Annotated in this window: 11 protein-coding genes, 1 tRNA gene and 3 rRNA genes; 10 read left to right on the top strand and 5 right to left on the bottom strand. The window is 38.7% G+C overall.

The window, feature by feature from the left end; genetic code table 11:
* The first annotated feature begins 40 nt into the window (after positions 1-40).
* The 10 genes from MLC35_RS08555 (at position 41) to MLC35_RS08510 (ending at position 12,382) form a co-directional block, all read left to right on the top strand.
* A complete protein-coding gene (locus tag MLC35_RS08555) occupies positions 41-607 on the top strand; it encodes an anthranilate synthase component II (protein WP_151901488.1) in 567 nt (188 codons plus the stop codon).
* On the top strand, positions 604-1,797 hold the full coding sequence (locus tag MLC35_RS08550) for a hypothetical protein (RefSeq protein WP_434636585.1): 1,194 nt from the start codon (positions 604-606) through the stop codon (positions 1,795-1,797). Before MLC35_RS08555 ends, MLC35_RS08550 begins: the two co-directional genes overlap by 4 nt.
* A gap of 87 nt (positions 1,798-1,884) precedes the next feature.
* Positions 1,885-3,225, top strand: coding sequence for an ATP citrate lyase citrate-binding domain-containing protein (locus MLC35_RS08545; protein ID WP_151899869.1), 1,341 nt, complete (start codon positions 1,885-1,887; stop codon positions 3,223-3,225).
* 9 nt (positions 3,226-3,234) lie between these two features.
* Positions 3,235-5,049, top strand: a complete 1,815-nt coding sequence (locus MLC35_RS08540) for a citrate/2-methylcitrate synthase (protein WP_346389922.1) — start codon at positions 3,235-3,237, stop codon at positions 5,047-5,049.
* 93 nt (positions 5,050-5,142) lie between these two features.
* A complete protein-coding gene (locus MLC35_RS08535; protein ID WP_418640545.1) occupies positions 5,143-5,853 on the top strand; it encodes a prepilin-type N-terminal cleavage/methylation domain-containing protein in 711 nt (236 codons plus the stop codon).
* A 445-nt stretch (positions 5,854-6,298) separates the two neighbouring features.
* Positions 6,299-7,816, top strand: a 16S ribosomal RNA gene (locus MLC35_RS08530).
* 137 nt (positions 7,817-7,953) lie between these two features.
* Positions 7,954-8,029, top strand: a tRNA-Ala gene (locus MLC35_RS08525).
* A gap of 287 nt (positions 8,030-8,316) precedes the next feature.
* Positions 8,317-11,210 (top strand): 23S ribosomal RNA (locus MLC35_RS08520).
* A 256-nt stretch (positions 11,211-11,466) separates the two neighbouring features.
* Positions 11,467-11,582, top strand: a 5S ribosomal RNA gene (gene rrf / locus MLC35_RS08515).
* The 16S, 23S and 5S rRNA genes sit together here with 1 tRNA gene alongside, the layout of an rRNA operon.
* A 116-nt stretch (positions 11,583-11,698) precedes the next feature.
* The gene (locus MLC35_RS08510) at positions 11,699-12,382 is read left to right on the top strand and encodes a uracil-DNA glycosylase (protein WP_418640544.1); all 684 of its coding nucleotides are present in this window, start codon (positions 11,699-11,701) and stop codon (positions 12,380-12,382) included.
* On the opposite strand, the gene MLC35_RS08505 is transcribed toward MLC35_RS08510, so the two are convergent.
* The 5 genes from MLC35_RS08505 to MLC35_RS08485 are packed head-to-tail and all read right to left on the bottom strand — an operon-like array spanning position 12,357 to position 19,392.
* Entirely contained in the window at positions 12,357-13,304 is a 948-nt protein-coding gene (locus tag MLC35_RS08505; RefSeq protein ID WP_346389028.1) for an endonuclease/exonuclease/phosphatase family protein, read from the bottom strand. The two genes, MLC35_RS08510 and MLC35_RS08505, sit on opposite strands and share 26 nt — an antisense overlap.
* Positions 13,305-13,357: 53 nt before the next feature.
* Positions 13,358-15,310 carry a M3 family metallopeptidase gene (locus MLC35_RS08500; RefSeq protein ID WP_434636582.1) on the bottom strand — a complete coding sequence of 651 codons (1,953 nt, stop codon included), beginning with the start codon at positions 15,308-15,310 and terminating at the stop codon, positions 13,358-13,360.
* Positions 15,311-15,322: 12 nt separating this feature from the next.
* Entirely contained in the window at positions 15,323-16,411 is a 1,089-nt protein-coding gene (locus tag MLC35_RS08495; RefSeq protein WP_151899875.1) for a trypsin-like peptidase domain-containing protein, read from the bottom strand.
* Positions 16,412-16,414: 3 nt separating this feature from the next.
* Positions 16,415-17,728 (bottom strand): hypothetical protein, encoded by a 1,314-nt coding sequence (locus MLC35_RS08490; RefSeq protein ID WP_434636580.1) that lies wholly within the window; start codon positions 17,726-17,728, stop codon positions 16,415-16,417.
* A gap of 23 nt (positions 17,729-17,751) precedes the next feature.
* A complete protein-coding gene (locus MLC35_RS08485) occupies positions 17,752-19,392 on the bottom strand; it encodes a protein kinase domain-containing protein (RefSeq protein ID WP_346389026.1) in 1,641 nt (546 codons plus the stop codon).
* Between the last annotated feature and the right edge of the window lie 32 nt (positions 19,393-19,424).

The raw sequence follows: 19,424 nt of genomic DNA, 5'->3' as shown, positions 1-19,424 counted from the left end.
TACTACAAAAAAATATATAGATTACTCAGTAGGAAAAATTTTGATATTAATGATAGATAATTATGACAGTTTTACATACAATATTGTTCAGTATTGCAGGGAACTTGGAGCGGATTTAAAAATTATACGCAATGATGAGATGAGTGTGCAAGAGATAGAAAATCTTCATCCGGAAAAAATTATAATTTCTCCCGGACCGGCTTCTCCTGATGAGGCAGGTGTAACCTTGGAAGTGATAAATTATTTTCAGGACAAATTGCCGATTCTTGGTATATGCTTAGGGCACCAGAGTATTGCACAGGCTTTTGGTGCAGATATCGTGCGTGCCAAAAATATGATGCACGGTAAAACATCAAAGATTAAACACTCTACATGTAAACTCTTTGACACTCTGCCGGATGAATTTACGGCAACACGTTATCATTCTCTGATAGTCGATAAAAAGAGTATACCGGAGAGTATCGAACCGACAGCCTTCAGTATGGATGATGATGAAATAATGGCACTAAAAATAAAAGATAAAGATATTTACGGCGTGCAGTTTCATCCTGAATCTATAATGAGCGAATACGGACATGAAATTATTGGAAATTTTTTAAAATTATGAAATATCGAATCATCTTATTCCTGATACTTGGATTGGATGCATCTATTCTTATTTTTCAAACTACGCAAATTTCCATCTCTCCCTCTGAAGCATCACTTTTGTACGGAGATGCTTCCTTCTTACAGCAATTAGTGAAACTCTCATTAAAAATATTTGGACAAAATGATTTTGCATTACGGTTTGTGATGATACTTTTACATCTTTTAAGTGCATGGCTTTTATATGCGATTTCTGCAAAATACTTGGCATTAGAGAGAAACAGGTTATGGTTAGTAACAGTATTTGTACTTTTGCCTGGGGTTGTCAGTGCTGCTCTTGTTGTCAGTCATGCCGGTTTGATTATCTTTGGACTGTTTCTGTACATATATTTGAGTCAAAAACTGAATGATTATTACTTGAATGTTCTGTTGTTTTTGTATGCACTTTTAGATGCGGGTTTTGTTTATTTGTTTGTAGGACTTGCAATATTTTATTTATTTCAAAAAAATAAAATATTGTTTTTATATAATCTTTTTCTCTCAGGTTTGTCTGTTTATATCTACGGTTTAAATATATCCGGTGTGCCGAGTGGTCATTTTTTAGACACAATCGGAGTTTACAGTGCTATTTTTACCCCTGTTATATTTATATATATTTTTTATACGCTGTATCGTGGTTACCTTAATGACGAGAATGACCAAATATGGTATATAGCATCAACTGCTTTATTGTTTTCTTTACTCCTGTCATTTAGACAACGTGTCGAACTTGAGTTATTTGCACCTTATCTGATTTTAGCGCTGCCCTTGGCGGCGAAAACTTTTGCACATTCATACAGGGTGAGACTGACAAACTTCAGGAAAAGATACAGAGCAATATTTGTGTTGGCCTTTGTATTTTTAATTTTTAATACCCTAATTGTAATGTTTAACAAAGAACTGTATTTACTTTTAGACAATCCAAAAAAACATTTTGCATATAAAATGCATATTGCCAAAAAACTTGCAACCGAGTTAAAAGCAATGAATATATTGTGTGTGAAAACCAGCCAGGATATGCAGAAAAGATTAAAATTTTATTTTATTGATAAATGTGATGAAAATGTTTTACAAGAACTGAAACCTCATTCAAATATTAAGAGTGATGTTACTATACGTTACAAAAATAAAATACTGTATAAGGCTAATGTTACTAAAATAAACAATAAATAAATCTATTTAATGGTTAATATAAACCAAAGATATTTGTTGGATACTTTATGCTAGAATAATCCACAAATATCAAAATAGGGAGTTTCTATGGCTCAAAAAGCGATACGAGAATATGACGCGAAGTCAATTTTAGCAAAACATTGGAATAAATACTTTCCAGATTTCACTTATGCATACGAGACGGTTCTGGTAACATCAGGTGCGGAACTGCTTGAAGCTGCAAAAGAAAAACCATGGTTAAAAGAAAAACCATTAGTTGTAAAACCGGATATGCTGTTTGGTAAACGTGGTAAAAACAACTTGGTGCTTTTTAAAGATCAAAAACCGGGTGATGTTACTTTAGAAAAAGCTGCAGCATGGATTGACGAAAAAGCGAAAGAAGATGTGGCAGTCTATTTTTCATTTGAGGGAGATACTCCGACAGGTGAGCCAAAAGTAGACAGATTGACTCACTTTATTGTTGAGCCGTTTACTCCGCATGATCAGTCTGAAGAGTATTATATTTCAGCAACTGTGGTAGGAGATGAAGATGTTCTCTACATGTCAGCTGAAGGCGGTATGGAAGTTGAAGAGGGATGGGATGAAAAAGTTACCGAAGTTGCATTCCCGATTACTGCTACAGAAGAAGAGATCGCCGAGAAAATAAAAGCAAATATTCCTGCAGATGTAAAAGAAGAAGATAAAGAAAATTTTGCAAAATTTGCAATCGGTTTTTTTAAAGCGTATCGTGAACTAAATTTTGCATACCTTGAAATTAATCCATTTGTTATGCAGGGAACAAAAATTGAGCTTTTAGACATGGTTGCAAAACTGGATGATACTGCCGGATTTATGATGGTAGAAGAGTGGGGTGATGTTGAGTATCCAACTGCATTTGGTATGGAAGCAAAATCTCCGGAAGTTGAAGCAATCGAGGAAGCAGATGCAAAAACAGGTGCTTCACTCAAGCTTACATTACTGAAGCCTGAAGCTAGAATATGGACTATGGTTGCCGGTGGTGGTGCTTCAGTTGTATACGCTGATACTATTGCTGATTTTGCAGGTATTGAAGATTTAGCGAACTATGGTGAATACTCAGGTGGTCCAACTACGGGTGAAACAAAATTTTATGCTGAAACACTTCTTGATTTAATGACAAGAGAAAAAGATCCTCAAGGGCGTGATAAAATCTTAATCATTGGTGGAGCGATTGCAAACTTTACAGATGTTGCAAAAACATTTACAGGTATTATTCAGGCTTTTGAAAATTACGCCGATAAAATGAAAGATGTAGGTATAAAAATTTATGTCAGACGTGGTGGTCCAAACTATGAAAAAGGTTTAAAAGACATCAAAGAAGCTGCTGACAGATTAGGTTTAAACATTGAAGTATATGGTCCGGAAACACATGTAACAGACATCGTGCGTATGGCATTAGAAGAGAAGTAAGGAGAAAAGATGGGAAAATTATTTACTAGAGATACACAAGCAATTTTTTGGAATAACAACAAAACTGCTATCCAGAGAATGCTTGACTATGATTACACAATCAAAAGAGAAACACCATCTGTGGCGGCAATCGTTGCACCTACGAGTTCAAACAAATTTGAAAAGTTTTTTTGGGGTGCGGATGAGATTATGGTCCCTATTTACAAAAGTACAGCAGAAGCAAAAGCTGCTCAGCCGCAAGCTGATGTACTTTTAAACTTTGCATCATTCAGAACGGCTTATGATGTAACTATGGAAGCCTTAAACCTTGGCGGCTTTAAAACAATCATGATCACAGCTGAGGGAATTCCGGAAAGACTTGCCCGTGGCATGAATGCCTATGCAAGAGAACTCAATGTAACTGTTATAGGACCTGCAACTGTTGGTGCTATTGTTCCGGGTGCATTTAAAATTGCCAATATCGGTGGTACTATTGAAAATATTATCAACTCAAAATTGCACCGTGCAGGTTCATGTGGACTTGTGACACGCTCTGGTGGACTTTTTAACGAACTTTCAAACATCATTGCAATTAATGCTGATGGTATTGCTGAGGGTGTTGCTATCGGTGGTGACAGATTCGTAGGATCAGTTTTTATTGACAATTTATTGCGTATGCAAGAAAACCCGGATGTAAAATATATGATTTTACTGGGTGAAGTCGGTGGTACAGAAGAGTATAAAGTAATCGAAGCAGTAAAATCCGGAAAAATTACTAAGCCAATTATTGCATGGTGTATCGGTACTATTGCTAAGTATTATGATTCCGGTGTTCAATTCGGGCATGCTGGTGCTTCAGCAAATGCTGAGCGTGAAACTGCTGAAGCTAAAAACAAAGCGATGGCTGAAGCTGGTATACATGTACCGGCTACATTTAACGATTTACCGGCAACTATCATGGAAGTTTATGATGATTTAAAAACAAAAGGCATTATTGGGGAAATTGAAGAACCTGAAATCAATGTTATTCCTAAAATGCGTCGTTCTAAAAACTTTATCTGTACTATTTCTGATGACAGAGGGGAAGAGGCTACATATGCAGGCTTTCCTATTTCATCTGTTGCGACTCCGGATACAGGTAAAGGTATCGGTGATGTTATTTCACTTTTATGGTTTAAAAAACAGTATCCAAAATGGGCGACAGATTTTATAGAAACTGTTATAAAAACAGTAGCAGACCACGGTCCTGCGGTTTCTGGTGCGCATAATGCAAAAGTAACAGCACGTGCAGGTAAATCAGTTGTTGAATCACTTGTAACCGGTTTATTGACAATTGGTCCGAGATTTGGTGGTGCAATTGACGGTGCGGCAAAATATTTTAAATATGCTGATGATAACAATCTTTCTCCAAAAGAGTTTTTAGCATATATGAAAAGTGAAGGCGTACCAATTCCAGGTATCGGTCACCGTATTAAATCTCTTAAAAATCCGGATCTTCGTGTTACGGGTCTTATGAATTACGCAGCAGAACATTTTCCAAGTACTCCACTGCTGGATTATGCAAAAACTGTTGAAGCGTTAACAACATCAAAAAAAGAGAACCTTATCTTAAATGTTGATGGTACTATAGGTATCTTAATGGTTGATATGTGGAGAGCACTGGGATACTCTGAAGAAGAAATCAATGAATTTATCGAATCAGGTACTCTCAATTCATTCTTTATAGTTGGTCGTTCAATAGGTTTTATCGGGCATGTTCTTGATGAAAAACGTCTTGCTATGCCAATGTACAGACATCCGATGGATGATATTCTTTACGATGTAAAAAAAGCAGAAAAAATTTAATTATTCTGCATGAGACAAAGAGGTTACTCTTTGTCTTATCTTCATTCCTTTTCCCCCTCCCTTTTTTTTATTCTATTCTGATATACTACACTCATGAAAAAAGCTTTTACTCTTTTAGAAATTGTTTTTGTGGTGGTTGTAATTGGTATATTGGCAGCAGTTATAATTCCGCATACCAAGACCAATCCTTTACAGGAAGCAGCTATACAATTGGTTTCCCATATAAGGTATACGCAGCATTTGGCAATTATTGATGACAAGTTTGATGCGAATGAGCCATACTGGTTTAGGCAAAAGTGGCAATTGGCATTTTCCACGGCTGCCGGAACAAACTCTTACATGATATTTTCGGATTCTCCTGCTAAAATTGGTGGAGCGTATGATGGTAATCCAAGCGCGAACAATACATATACTGATGTGGAAGTAGCACAAAATCCGCTAAAAAAAGGTAAGTATTTGATTGGTGTTGCAAATAATAATTTTGACAATTCTGAAACAAAACATCTTTCAAAAGAGTTGGACATAGGCAAGAAATATGGTATTGCTGCTATTACAGTGACAGGAGGAAGCACAGGTTCAGGAGCAAGAAGAATTTTGTTTGATCATATAGGCAGACCATACAGAGGGAATACAAGTTCAACTTCTATGGTTGCTTTAAATTCTGCTGTTGATAGAATTGCGACATCAGCAATTTATATAAAGCTTTGTTTGGATGTTTGTATTAATCCAAAAACGAGTGCGAACAACAGGAATGAGATTGTAATTAAAATAGAACCGGAAACCGGGTATGCACACATATTATAGCTATAGACGTGAAAAAAATATTAAGAAACAGTAACTTCAAAAACTTTTTAAAAAACCCACCAAACATTAAGCAGTCTCTAAGCAACACTCCCCTATAATTCCCATCCACAAACAGAGAGACCTGATTTAAAAGGCCTAGAGAGACTTCAAGTAGAAGCTTTTAAAAATGTTTGAGATCATTGAAAACTAAGCAAGTAAGAGACTCTTTAACTTTAGAGTTAAAGAGATAAATTACTTAGAAATAACTAATAAACAACAACCGTCTATTCTATTTTGAAATCCATACAGGCTTGCCTGTATGGTTCCCTTAATAGTAATAGATAACTATACAGTCTAGTAATAGAACCTTAAGCAGTTTTATTAAGACTTAAAATAACAAAGCCAATGATTTAATAATCTTGGGCAAAAGATCAGTAATAAGTTTACTTATCTTTCTGTAATAACAATTATGGAGAGTTTGATCCTGGCTCAGAATGAACGCTGGCGGCGTGCTTAACACATGCAAGTCGAACGGTAACAGATGGTAGCTTGCTACTATGCTGACGAGTGGCGCACGGGTGAGTAATATATAGATAATGTGCCCCTTGGACCGGGATAGCCATTGGAAACGATGATTAATACCGGATACTCCTTCTTATCACAAGATAAGTCGGGAAATGGATTCCGCCAAGGGATCGGTCTATATCCCATCAGCTAGTTGGTAGTGTAAGAGACTACCAAGGCGATGACGGGTAGCGGGTTTGAGAGGATGATCCGCCACACTGGTACTGAGACACGGACCAGACTCCTACGGAGGCAGCAGTGAGGAATATTGCACAATGGGGGAAACCCTGATGCAGCAACGCCGCGTGGAGGATGACGCATTTCGGTGTGTAAACTCCTTTTATATGTCAAGAAAATGACGGTAGCATATGAATAAGCACCGGCTAACTCCGTGCCAGCAGCCGCGGTAATACGGAGGGTGCAAGCGTTATTCGGAATCACTGGGCGTAAAGGACGCGTAGGCGGGTTGGCAAGTCAGATGTGAAATCCTACAGCTTAACTGTAGAACTGCATTTGAAACTGCCGACCTAGAGTATGGGAGGGGGAGATGGAATTAGTGGTGTAGGGGTAAAATCCGTAGATATCACTAGGAATACCGAAAGCGAAGGCGATCTCCTGGAACATAACTGACGCTAAGGCGTGAAAGCGTGGGGAGCAAACAGGATTAGATACCCTGGTAGTCCACGCCCTAAACGATGTTCACTAGTCGTCGCTCTGCTAGTCAGGGCGGTGATGCACTTAACAGATTAAGTGAACCGCCTGGGGAGTACGGTCGCAAAGATTAAAACTCAAAGGAATAGACGGGGACCCGCACAAGTGGTGGAGCATGTGTTAATTCGAAGATACGCGAAGAACCTTACCTAGCCTTGACATTGAGAGAACCTGCCAGAGATGGCGGGGTGCCCTTCGGGGAGCTCGAAAACAGGTGCTGCACGGCTGTCGTCAGCTCGTGTCGTGAGATGTTGGGTTAAGTCCCGCAACGAGCGCAACCCTCGTCCTTAGTTGCTAGCAGGTTAAGCTGAGCACTCTAAGGAGACTGCCTTCGTAAGGAGGAGGAAGGTGAGGACGACGTCAAGTCATCATGGCCCTTATGGCTAGGGCTACACACGTGCTACAATGGGGCGTACAGAGTGTTGCGATACCGCGAGGTGGAGCTAATCACTTAAAGCGTCTCTCAGTTCGGATTGGAGTCTGCAACTCGACTCCATGAAGCTGGAATCACTAGTAATCGTAGATCAGCAATGCTACGGTGAATACGTTCCCGGGCTTGTACTCACCGCCCGTCACACCATGGGAGTTGATTTCACCCGAAATCGGGAAGCCAACCTTCGGGGGGCTACCGCTTACGGTGGAATTAGCGACTGGGGTGAAGTCGTAACAAGGTAACCGTAGGAGAACCTGCGGTTGGATCACCTCCTTTCTAGAGTAAAGAAGAGTCATTCGTTTGACTACTTCATTCAAAAGAAAATCTCACAGAGATCGTTTATTGGTTATCTTTTAAGTCTTACTTGCTTAGTTTTCAGTGATCTGTGTTCATTTGAATTACGATTATAAAATGGGGAATTAGCTCAGCTGGGAGAGCGCCTGCCTTGCACGCAGGAGGTCAGCGGTTCGATCCCGCTATTCTCCACCATTTCTTAGCGATTTGCACTTAAAAAAGAAACTCACATACTAAAGTATGCTTCGCTTCTTTTTTAAGCACAACTCATCTAAGAAACAAGTTTTAAATTAAATATAAGTTCTTAAAGTCATAAGAATTTATATTTGGTTTAAAAACCAAACGATCATTAAATTACAATTGTTAAAGTCAACAACTTTAATTATAGAGATATAATTAAAAACTAAATAACTACAATAACAGATCATTCATCTTGTTTAATGTATTCATACATTAAATAAGGTAGTGAACGCAACATAGAATAAAAAGATATTAAGGGCCATAGGTGGATGCCTTGGCTAGTAGAGGCGATGAAAGACGTACTAGGCTGCGAAAAGTCTCGGGGAGCTGCCAAGAAGCTTTGATCCGGGAATTTCTGAATGGGGCGACCCAGCACGGAGCGATTCGTGTTACCACCTTCGGGTGGGGCGAACTTGGGGAAGTGAAACATCTCAGTACCCAAAGGAAGAGAAATCAAACGAGATTCCGAGAGTAGCGGCGAGCGAAATTGGAATAGGGCGCATACATTTAGCATATTTGTTAGCAGAACATTCTGGAAAGGATGAGCATAGAGGGTGATACTCCCGTAAGCGAAAACATTTATGTGGAAACTAAGGTATGGAACGAGTAGGTCGGGACACGTGTTATCTTGACTGAATATGGGGGGACCACCCTCCAACCCTAAATACTACTACTAGACCGATAGCGAACAAGTACCGTGAGGGAAAGGTGAAAAGGACCGCGGTGAGCGGAGTGAAATAGAACCTGAAACCTATGGCTTACAATCATTCGGAGCACTATTAAATAAGTGTGACGGACTGCCTTTTGCATAATGAGCCTGCGAGTTGTGGTATCTGGCAAGGTTAATCGAACGAGAAGCCGTAGCGAAAGCGAGTCTTAATAGGGCGACATAGTCAGATGCTGCAGACCCGAAACTGAGTGATCTATCCATGAGCAGGTTGAAGCTGGTGTAAGAGCCAGTGGAGGACCGAACCCGTAGAAGTTGAAAATTCTTGGGATGACTTGTGGATAGGGGTGAAAGGCCAATCAAACTCAGTGATAGCTGGTTCTCTCCGAAATATATTTAGGTATAGCCTCGAGCATTAGCGTATAGGGGTAGAGCACTGACAGGGCTAGGGCTGCTTACCGCGGTACCAAACCCTATCAAACTCCGAATACTATACGTGTAACCTCGGGAGTCAGGCGTAGGGTGATAAAATCCTATGTCGAGAGGGGAACAACCCAGACTAACAGCTAAGGTCCCAAAGTTTTATCTAAGTGGAAAAGGATGTGGAGTTGCTGTGACAACCAGGAGGTTGGCTTAGAAGCAGCCATCCTTTAAAGAAAGCGTAACAGCTCACTGGTCTAGCGATTCTGCGCCGAAAATATAACGGGGCTAAGATAAACACCGAAGCTTTAGATTTACAGTTTACTGTAAGTGGTAGGAGAGCGTTCCATTCAGCGCTGAAGGTATACCGGTAAGGAGTACTGGAGCGGATGGAAGTGAGCATGCAGGCATGAGTAGCGAGAAAAGAAGTGAGAATCTTCTTCGCCGTAAACCCAAGGTTTCCTACGCGATGCTCGTCATCGTAGGGTTAGTCGGGACCTAAGTCGAGTCCGAAAGGGGTAGACGATGGCAAATCGGTTAATATTCCGATACCGACATTACATCGTTTGAGTGATGGGGGGACGCATAGAGTTAAAGGGGGTCACTGATGGAATAGTGGCTCGAAGGACGTAGGTCGACGAGTAGGCAAATCCGCTCGTCAAGCGACCGAGATCTGACAGGCTGGTCAATCTTTTCGGAGAGCGACCAGAACCCTTGATACTGTCGTGCCGAGAAAAGCCTCTAAACGAGATGTAATGTTGCCCGTACCGTAAACCGACACAGGTGGGTGAGATGAGTATTCTAAGGCGCGTGGATGAACCCTTGTTAAGGAACTCTGCAAACTAGCACCGTATCTTCGGTATAAGGTGTGCCCTAAGTGTTATGGGATTTACTCCCAGAAGCACTGACGGGTCGCAGCAAAGAGTCCCTCCCGACTGTTTACCAAAAACACAGCACTCTGCTAACACGTAAGTGGATGTATAGGGTGTGACGCCTGCCCGGTGCTCGAAGGTTAAAAGGATTGCTTAGCGCAAGCGAAGGCATGAATTGAAGCCCGAGTAAACGGCGGCCGTAACTATAACGGTCCTAAGGTAGCGAAATTCCTTGTCGGTTAAATACCGACCTGCATGAATGGCGTAACGAGATGGGAGCTGTCTCAACAAGGGATCCAGTGAAATTGTAGTGGAGGTGAAAATTCCTCCTACCCGCGGAAAGACGGAAAGACCCCGTGCACCTTTACTATAGCTTGACACTGCTATTGGGATATTCATGTGCAGGATAGGTGGGAGCCGTTGAATCCAGGACGCCAGTTCTGGAGGAGGCAACCTTGAGATACCACCCTTGAATATTCTGATAGCTAACTCCGTACGATTATCTCGTGCGAGGACAATGTCTGGTGGGTAGTTTGACTGGGGCGGTCGCCTCCTAAAAAGTAACGGAGGCTTACAAAGTTCGGCTCAGAAGGGTTGGAAATCCTTCGTAGAGTATAATGGCATAAGCCGGACTGACTGTGAGACATACAAGTCGAGCAGAGTCGAAAGACGGTCATAGTGATCCGGTGGTTCTGTGTGGAAGGGCCATCGCTCAAAGGATAAAAGGTACGCCGGGGATAACAGGCTGATCTCCCCCAAGAGCTCACATCGACGGGGAGGTTTGGCACCTCGATGTCGGCTCATCGCATCCTGGGGCTGGAGCAGGTCCCAAGGGTATGGCTGTTCGCCATTTAAAGCGGTACGCGAGCTGGGTTCAGAACGTCGTGAGACAGTTCGGTCCCTATCTTCCGTGGGCGTAGGAACGTTGAGGAGAGCTGACCCTAGTACGAGAGGACCGGGTTGGACGTGCCACTGGTGCACCAGTTGTCCTGCCAAGGGCATAGCTGGGTAGCTACGCACGGATGAGATAACCGCTGAAAGCATCTAAGCGGGAAGCCAACTCCAAGATGAACGTTCCCTGAAGTACGCTTGAAGACTACAAGCTTGATAGGCTGGATGTGTACGCACAGCAATGTGTTTAGCTGACCAGTACTAATAGTACGTTTGTCTTTTTACCAAGTTCTTAAATGAACACAATTGCTTCACTACCTTATTTAGTGTATATATACTAATAAGAGATATGTTAAGAAGTTATTTAGTATGACGGAAACAAGGTTTTAACCTTGCCTTTTAGGCTTTTAAGCCAATTAGCCCAGACTGAAGTCTGGGTTCCGAAGAGTTTGTTGACTTTAACAATTGATATTACTCAACTCTTAACTGATATAAGATCAGATATAAATACATCAGTCAGATGTCTTTATATCTGATCTTGTCTAGGTGGCTATAGAGAGAGGGAAACGCCTGGCCCCATTCCGAACCCAGAAGCTAAGCCTCTCATCGCTGATAATACTGCAGGTTTCACTTGTGGGAATGTAGGTCGCTGCCTAGTTGATCAGATTTTTACTTACTCTTTAACTATTTTATAATCATTGATACTCTTTACATCTAACGACTAATCTTATCCATAGTATTATTTTTATATAATTGTAAAAAAATGGAAAGAGAATGTTATTGGAAAACGGGTGGAAAAATTTTCTCAATGATGAAATTCATAAAGAATATTTTATCAAACTTCTTAAAAAAGTATCTTTGGAATATAAATCAAAAACTGTATTCCCCAATTTTGAAAATATATTTAGAGCTTTTAATTTAGTAAAGCCTTCTGAAGTAAAAGTTGTAATTATAGGACAGGATCCATACCATGGAATAAATCAGGCTACCGGTCTTGCTTTTTCTGTTTGTCCAAAATGTAATATTCCACCTTCGCTAAAAAACATATACAAAGAGTTAGTCGATGATATAGGTTGTAAATATCCGAAAAACGGGGATTTGACACAATGGGCAAAAGAGGGAGTTTTGTTGATTAATGCTGTTTTAACTGTTGAACAGGGGAAGGCAAATTCTCATAAAGATTTTGGCTGGCAAAAGTTTACCGATGCCGTTATCAAAAAACTCTCTGATGAAAAAGAACATTTGGTTTTTATATTATGGGGTGGACCGTCACAAAAAAAAGAGTTTCTCATCGATACAACAAAACATTGTATTATTAAATCTTCTCACCCTTCTCCGCTCTCGGCATACAGAGGTTTTTTTCATTCAAAGCCTTTTTCCAGAGCAAATGAGTATTTGATCAAACATAAGAAAAAGCCTGTTGAATGGTGTCTCAGTGCAGAACAAACTCTGCTATGACAGGCAGATGGTCTGAATAGCCTTTCCCTTTGTGACGTCTTAATCTGCTCCTGGTTGTCTGCCATCTGTAAATCTCTTTTCCTTTAAACAGATAGGGCTTTTCAAAAGCAGCGATACTATGTGGTTTATAATCAATGCCTTTTTTATCAAGAAGTGCGGCTGTGACTAAAATACTGTCCATTGCTTCTTTTTTGCCTCTATAGATATAGCTGTATCTTTTTTCTAATTCAGTGTCATACCATAAGTTGTAAAAATCATAAGGTGCCAGATGTATATTTAGTGATGAATTCTGATACTTTATAGTACCCAGTATATGATTGATACCTGTTATTCCATCTGTGTCATTATGTTTTCTTTTTCTTTTAAAAATTTCATACTCTTCATAATCAGAATTAAAATCACCAAGTGCAATTATATTTTTATTTTTTCCCAGTTCTTCAATTCTTTTTCTGAGTTTTTTTGCAGAGACTATACGCATGCTTTCAGGCCCTGCTTTTGATTTCCAATGATTAATTAAGATATACAAATCTTCATTGCCTATTTTAAATTTCACTTCTAAAATATTTCTATATCTGTAGGAAGATGTGACAGCAATTTCATGTGTATATACAAACGGAATTTTACTCAAAATGGCTACTTTGATTGTTGTAGATTTTAAATTGGCAATTTTATAGTACTGGTAATAAACTCCTTCTCTTTTTAAAGTATATCGTAGATCTTTGAGTGCCTGAAGAGATTCTATCTCTTGGAGTCCAATGATATCGGGATTGATATCTTTGATGACTTTTGCAATATTTTTAAGTTTTTTTCTATAATTTTTATCATTCCAATTTGATTTTGCATAAGGAATATATTCTTTATACTCATGTCCGTTTCGTTGCAAATCAAAAAGATTTTCAACATTATATGTTGCAATTTTCAAAGTTGTTTCTCCATACATTAATGTGATAAGCAGAGTTAAAAGAAAGAATACTCTCACTTTATTATACCGTTGAGTCTTAATAGTTGCGTTGTATCGGCATCTCTGCCCATCAGTTCATGAAAAAGTTCTTGCATACTTTGTGAACCGCCACGGTGTAAAATGATATTTTGATATTTTTTTGCTGTAGGGGAATTGAAAATATTTTCATCTACTACGGTGTAAAAAGTATCTGCACTCAGAACTTCGGCCCATTTGTAGCTGTAGTATCCTGCAGCATACCCACCTGAAAATATATGTGAAAATCCGTTTTGGAACTTGTTGTATTTTGGCGGTTTTATCAGTGCGGTTTTTTCTCGTATGGTGTCAAGCAGATTTTGTACTTCATCTCCCTTGTAAACTTTAGTATGCAGTTTAAAATCAAAGAGTGAAAATTCCAATTGTCTGAGCATACCCATTGCAGATAAAAAGTTTTTACTTTTTACGAGTTTATCTATCATTTCATCTGAAATAGTTTCATTTGTTTCATAGTGTTTTGCAAACATTTTGAGAACCTGAGGCTCATAAGCAAAATTTTCTAAAAACTGAGACGGAAATTCAACAGCATCCCATTCTACTCCATTGACACCGCTTACTTCATTTTCATTTACTTCACTCAGGATATGATGCAAAGTATGTCCTGTTTCATGAAAAAGAGTGACAACATCATCATGACGAAGCAGTGAAGGATTTGTATCATTTGATGGAGGAAAACTGCATACTATAAAGGCTGAGGCCAGCTGTTTTTTGCCTGCTTCATCTATGCAGTGTGTTTGCCAGTTATGCATCCATGCTCCGCCCCGTTTTGATTCTCTTGCTTCTAAATCAAGATAGATACGGGCTTTGAGTATGTCGTTTTCATACACATCATAGGCATAGGCTTTTTCATGCCACAATTTTTCTTTCACCTGTTTACATGTAACATTAAAAAGTTTATCCAAGAAAGTAAACATCCCTGCAATAACATTTTTTTGTTCAAAATAAGGGCGATACTCCTCTTCATCTATGTCATATTGTTCTTTTTTTAATATTTCTGCATAGTAAGAGGTATCATGACTCTCCAGTTTGTGTGGAGCGATATTTTGAAGTTCCTGCAGTTCATTTTTTGCCTGGGGAATTGAATTTTCAAGTAAATTTTCTAAAAACCCTAAAACACTTTTTGTATCTTCGGCCATTTTTGTAGCAAGAGAAAGTTCAGCATAGTTTTTGAACCCTAAAAGCTGACTCATCTCCTGTCGCAGTGCCAACAGTTCATCAATTATTTTTGCATTCTGGGGTGCGCGTGAAACATAGGCACGGTAGAGTTCCTCTCGAATTGCTCTGTTCTTTCCATAGGTCATATAGGCTATGTATGATGGCATTTGCAGTGTCAATTTATATTTTACAACGCCATCGTCTTCAAATTTGGCATTTTCTATTTCACTTTTTGGCAAACCTTCTATATCTGCTTCATCAGTAATTATATATTCGTAGGCATTTGTTGCATCAAGCAGATTTTGAGAAAAGTTATTAGAAAGTTCACTTTTTTTCAAGTTTATTTCCTGGAGCCTCTGTTTTGTTTTTTTATCTAGATGGGCACCGCTTAATTCAAAATGTAAAATATTTAATGCTAAAACTCTTTTTTGTTCACTGTTGAGGGATGTTTGTTCTTTTTGCATTATTTCTTTATATGCATTGTATATTTCAATGTTTTGTGAAAGCTGTGTCGAATACTCTGTAATAAGAGGGAGTGCTTCTGTATAGACCTTTTGTGTTTTTTCAGAGTTGTTTACCGCATTGAGATGAGACAGGGGTGTAAAAAACTGTTCAAGATACTCATCCATCATCTCCAGTGGTTTGACAAAGTTTGCATAGGTTTTTTCTTTTTGCCCAAGTAAGGTTTCTATCTTTTTGTTATTTTTATTGAGATGTTTTTGCAGTTCTTCTATAAAAGTATCCAAGTCACAATCAAATTGTAAAAATTTTGTCATCTATGTTTTCCTTTAGTCCTCAGTGTCTTTTTTCTGTCGCAGAGCACCGTATTTGTTTATGAGAATATTATCATACTTATTTGCATCTTTGATTAACTTTTCTATTGCAGTTTTTCCTTCTTCTTTTGTTAAGGAGGAGTCTACAACCAGATAGGAAAGATATACGCTGTTTTCATTGATAGAAAACTGTAAATAGGAGAGTTTGTTGTTCTCCTGGAGCAAAAAATCATACATCTTTTCAATGTTTTCTTTGGGAATACCGCAAAGCTTGGCATCTCCTATAATAATGCCGTTTTCATAATAGTTTATATTGATTCTTGCAGTTCCCTTGTCTATTCTCCAGGATGATTGGCTTCTTCTTGCCAGGGTAACATTTATGCCCAGGGACTCCAGTATATCTTCTATGAGTTTTGTCGGGCCTATAGGTGTGTAACCTTTTCGTCTGAGTCTGGCTATTTCAAGTTCTGCTCCACATTTTGGGCAGTAGTCATTTTTTATATCTTTTTCTTGGATAAGATTTTTGCACGAAGGGCATTTAATGACATTTTCTACTCCGAGCTGTTTAAAAGCGGTGAGTGCATCTTGAAGATAATGTACAGGGAGTGCAAAACCCAGATTATTTGCATTTTGAATAATGAAAGTATTGACTCCTGTAACTTCCCCTTTGTCATTTAACAGAGGACCCCCGCTGTTTCCCGGGTTAATGGCAGCATCAATCTGAATATATTCAAGATCTCCCATAAGTCTGGCTGCACGGGAAACAATTCCCTCTGTCGCTGTATAATTAAGACCGTAAGGGTGTCCAATGGCTATGGTGGTATCACCGTTTTCTACGTTGGTTTTGGCAAGTTTAAGCGGGTTTTTTGGTTGTTTGAATTCATATTTTATAAATGCCAAATCATAATAGGGGTCATCATAAATAACTTTTGCAATACTTCGCTCAAAGTGCTCTGCTTTGATTACAACTTCTCTCAGCCCCGAACATACATGCGAATTTGTAATAATAAGATTATCTATAATAAAACCTGTTCCGCTGCCATAGGGTGTCATTATCTGTATAATGTTTTCAATGTAGGTTTCTAAAAGAGTTTGCGTATTCATTTGCTAGGCCTCATGAAAATCCAGATTTTTTAATGCACTGAAGTAACTGTTTGAAAAATCATTGAGTGAACTGAAATCAAGTTCATCACCAAAAGCGCTCAGCAGTTTATACTGATGTCTGTATCTGGAAACTGTTTCGTCAATTTGAGAGATTATCTCACTTTCTAAAAACTGGTTCTTTTGCGTATCATAATATCCTTTGCATCCCAGCGCATTCATATACTCAGCATAAATGACACAAATATAAATATGGAGTAATTTTCTGGCCGCAGGGTTCAATCCGTAGTTATACAGAGCATACAAGGCTATATAACTGTAAATGGTTGGTATGATTTGAGGATGGCGGTTGTTTTTGTACCATCTGAGCTTTATAAGTGATTCTTCTATAAAGTCAACAAACTCATCATAAGAACTTTTTTCAATTTGGCTGAATGTGTATTTGGCTTCATAAAAGTTTTGACTGAAGTCATCAAAATCAAGCTTTTCAAGACTTAAAATATATTTTGCAAGTTCCGCATTTTTTACTTCTGGCAGTGCTTCTTCATCTGCAAAATAATTTTGAAGTTTTTTTGTCATTTTTTGATAGATTTTAGACTTTGGTACCAAAAGATAGTCAATTTTAAATAAAAAGTTTAGATATAGAAATGCCTGCATACCTATACTGTCCTCTGCCGGCAATGTCCGTATTTTTGCATTAAGCTCTTCTATCCAAATATGTAAATACCTATACTTTACATGTAACTCGGCAGTGTCAAGTTTTTGAATGTGGTCGATGTCCTCTAACTCTTTTTGTTCGAATTCACTAAGCATGTGTTCTTTGTCATAATCTGCATTCAGTGCCAGTTCTCTTAAAGGATAAAAAGCTTTCTTGGGTGTCATAGTAATATTGTCAAGATTGAGTTTTAATTTAATATGGTCTCCGTCACTGCAGTAATTTACATAGGTAAACTGGTAATTTCTTTCAAGTGCGTAGCGTTTGAGAGCAACATTTGCATTTTTTGCTTTGACCATAGTCACTTCGGCGTAGAGTTTTTTGTTTGTTGTGAAGCCGTTGATCTTTGCACTGCCTTGATACAGGATAAACTTCAAAGACTCCTTTTCCCGGGTGAGTATAATATTTTGATTGGGAAGACCGTTTTTGTAATTCATCAGAGAGTTGAAAAAGAATGTATAGGCATTTAAAATTTCTTTTTTTTCAAAGGCTTCGTAGGCTTTGTTAAAGAGTTCTTCTTCATTTTCTGCGATATCTGCATGAATACCTCTTCCAAAGCTTTTTGAACAATAGGACTTTGGCCGGAAAAAGTGGAACCAGTTCATAAATTTCCTTTTAGGGATGCCCTTTATTTTAATACCAAATAGATAAGTATAAAGTTTATAACTGTCATTATAGTAAAAGCCCTCTTATAAAAGAGTAAGGGTGATTTTTCAATGAGTGGTGCATTTTTAATAAAGTAGGGTTTTACCTTCTGCGGATGTGTAAGTTCATATTTCATCTCAGAGTAATGCTCATACCTTTGGTCTTTTTGAAGTGCAATAGCACGCATGATAACACTGTCAAGCCAATCAGGTATATTTGAATTGTAATAACTCGGTTTTTTGGCTTCTTTGAATGTCGGGTTTTGAAAGGGTTCTATCTCGCCGTAAGGATATTTCCCCGTAAGACTTAAATAGAGTGTCACACCAATGGCAAAAATTTCGCTTGTTTCACTTATGGACTCTCCTTGAAATCGTTCAGGTGCCAAAAAACTCGGTGTACCGGCGCGGGACTCTTCTGAAAATATCTCTGTAATACTGCCAAAATCAATAACCTTGTATTCTGTATTATCATCGTCAATTTTGGCAATCATGATATTGTTTGGCTTGATATCACCGTGTACAAGATCATATTTAAGTAAAAACTGAGACATGTTTAAAAGTGTTTGCGCAAGTTCCACAGCATCATCTATCGTTACATGTAAGTGTGATGCCAGGTAATTATTTAAATCTTCTCCATCAAAGAGCTGCATAACATAGTATCGGGCACTTCTGTTTTTTGGAATGACAGCCTTTGGGAAAAACTTTGCTTTGAGACGTTTGGCATTCCATGCTTCTTTGACAAACAGATCTAAGATCTGATTATCTTCTTTGGACTCAACCGGTGCAAACTTTATAACATATTGCTTTGTTTTTTTACTTGCAAGCCAGGTTCTTTCATTTTGTATGAGAGGTTTTTCAAGTTTATAGCCGTCTATGGTCTGACCTGCTTTGAGTGACCGTGGAATATCCAGTTTTTGCTGTTTGAGTATCTCTATCTCATCAGCATTGAGTACTTCCAACACAACTGCTGTTGTATCATCAGGAAGATGGTCTTTTGTATGGTTACTTGCTCGCTTGACAAGAGCAATAGCTCCTTTTGAAATATTGTCTTTTATTTCATTTTCAGAAAGTACATTATACAAACCATCGCTGCAAAGAAGAATTTTATCATTTTTCTGAATAATATTTTCAAAATAGTAGGGTTCTACATCCTCACTGATACCAATAGCCTGCGTCAGGACATTTTCATATCCTTCTTCTTGCATGGCATGGTCAGATGAGAGCTGTGTCAGTGAAGCATCTCTGAGGAGATATACTCTGCTGTCTCCGACATTTACGCCGTATAAACGGTTTCCTTCTATAACAACGAGAGCAAGGGTTGTGATAAGTTCACTGCGTTCATAATTGAGTTGTGATTCTTTATAAAGAATTGTATTTATGGAATTGATAAATGTTTTTATAGATTTTTCGATTGACCATGACTTTGGGCGAATCTTAAAGTTGTTTATAAGATAGGAGGTCACTCTTTTTGCTGCTTGGGCACCTTCTTCGGCACTGCCGACACCATCACAGACTATGGCAACACTCAGGTTGCCGATAGTTGCCATATCATAAAAATCATCTCCGGTCAGTTCTTTGGTCTTTGCAAGTGAGAACCCGGAAGTTTTAATATTACCTTTTGCCATATTGCCCCTTTACATGTAAAGTAGATTATAGC

Source organism: Sulfurimonas sp. NW7 (assembly GCF_051132265.1).
Lineage (GTDB): Bacteria > Campylobacterota > Campylobacteria > Campylobacterales > Sulfurimonadaceae > Sulfurimonas > Sulfurimonas hydrogeniphila.
The sequence above is the reverse complement of the archived record's forward strand: the minus strand, read 5'-3'. Positions and strand labels throughout refer to the sequence as shown.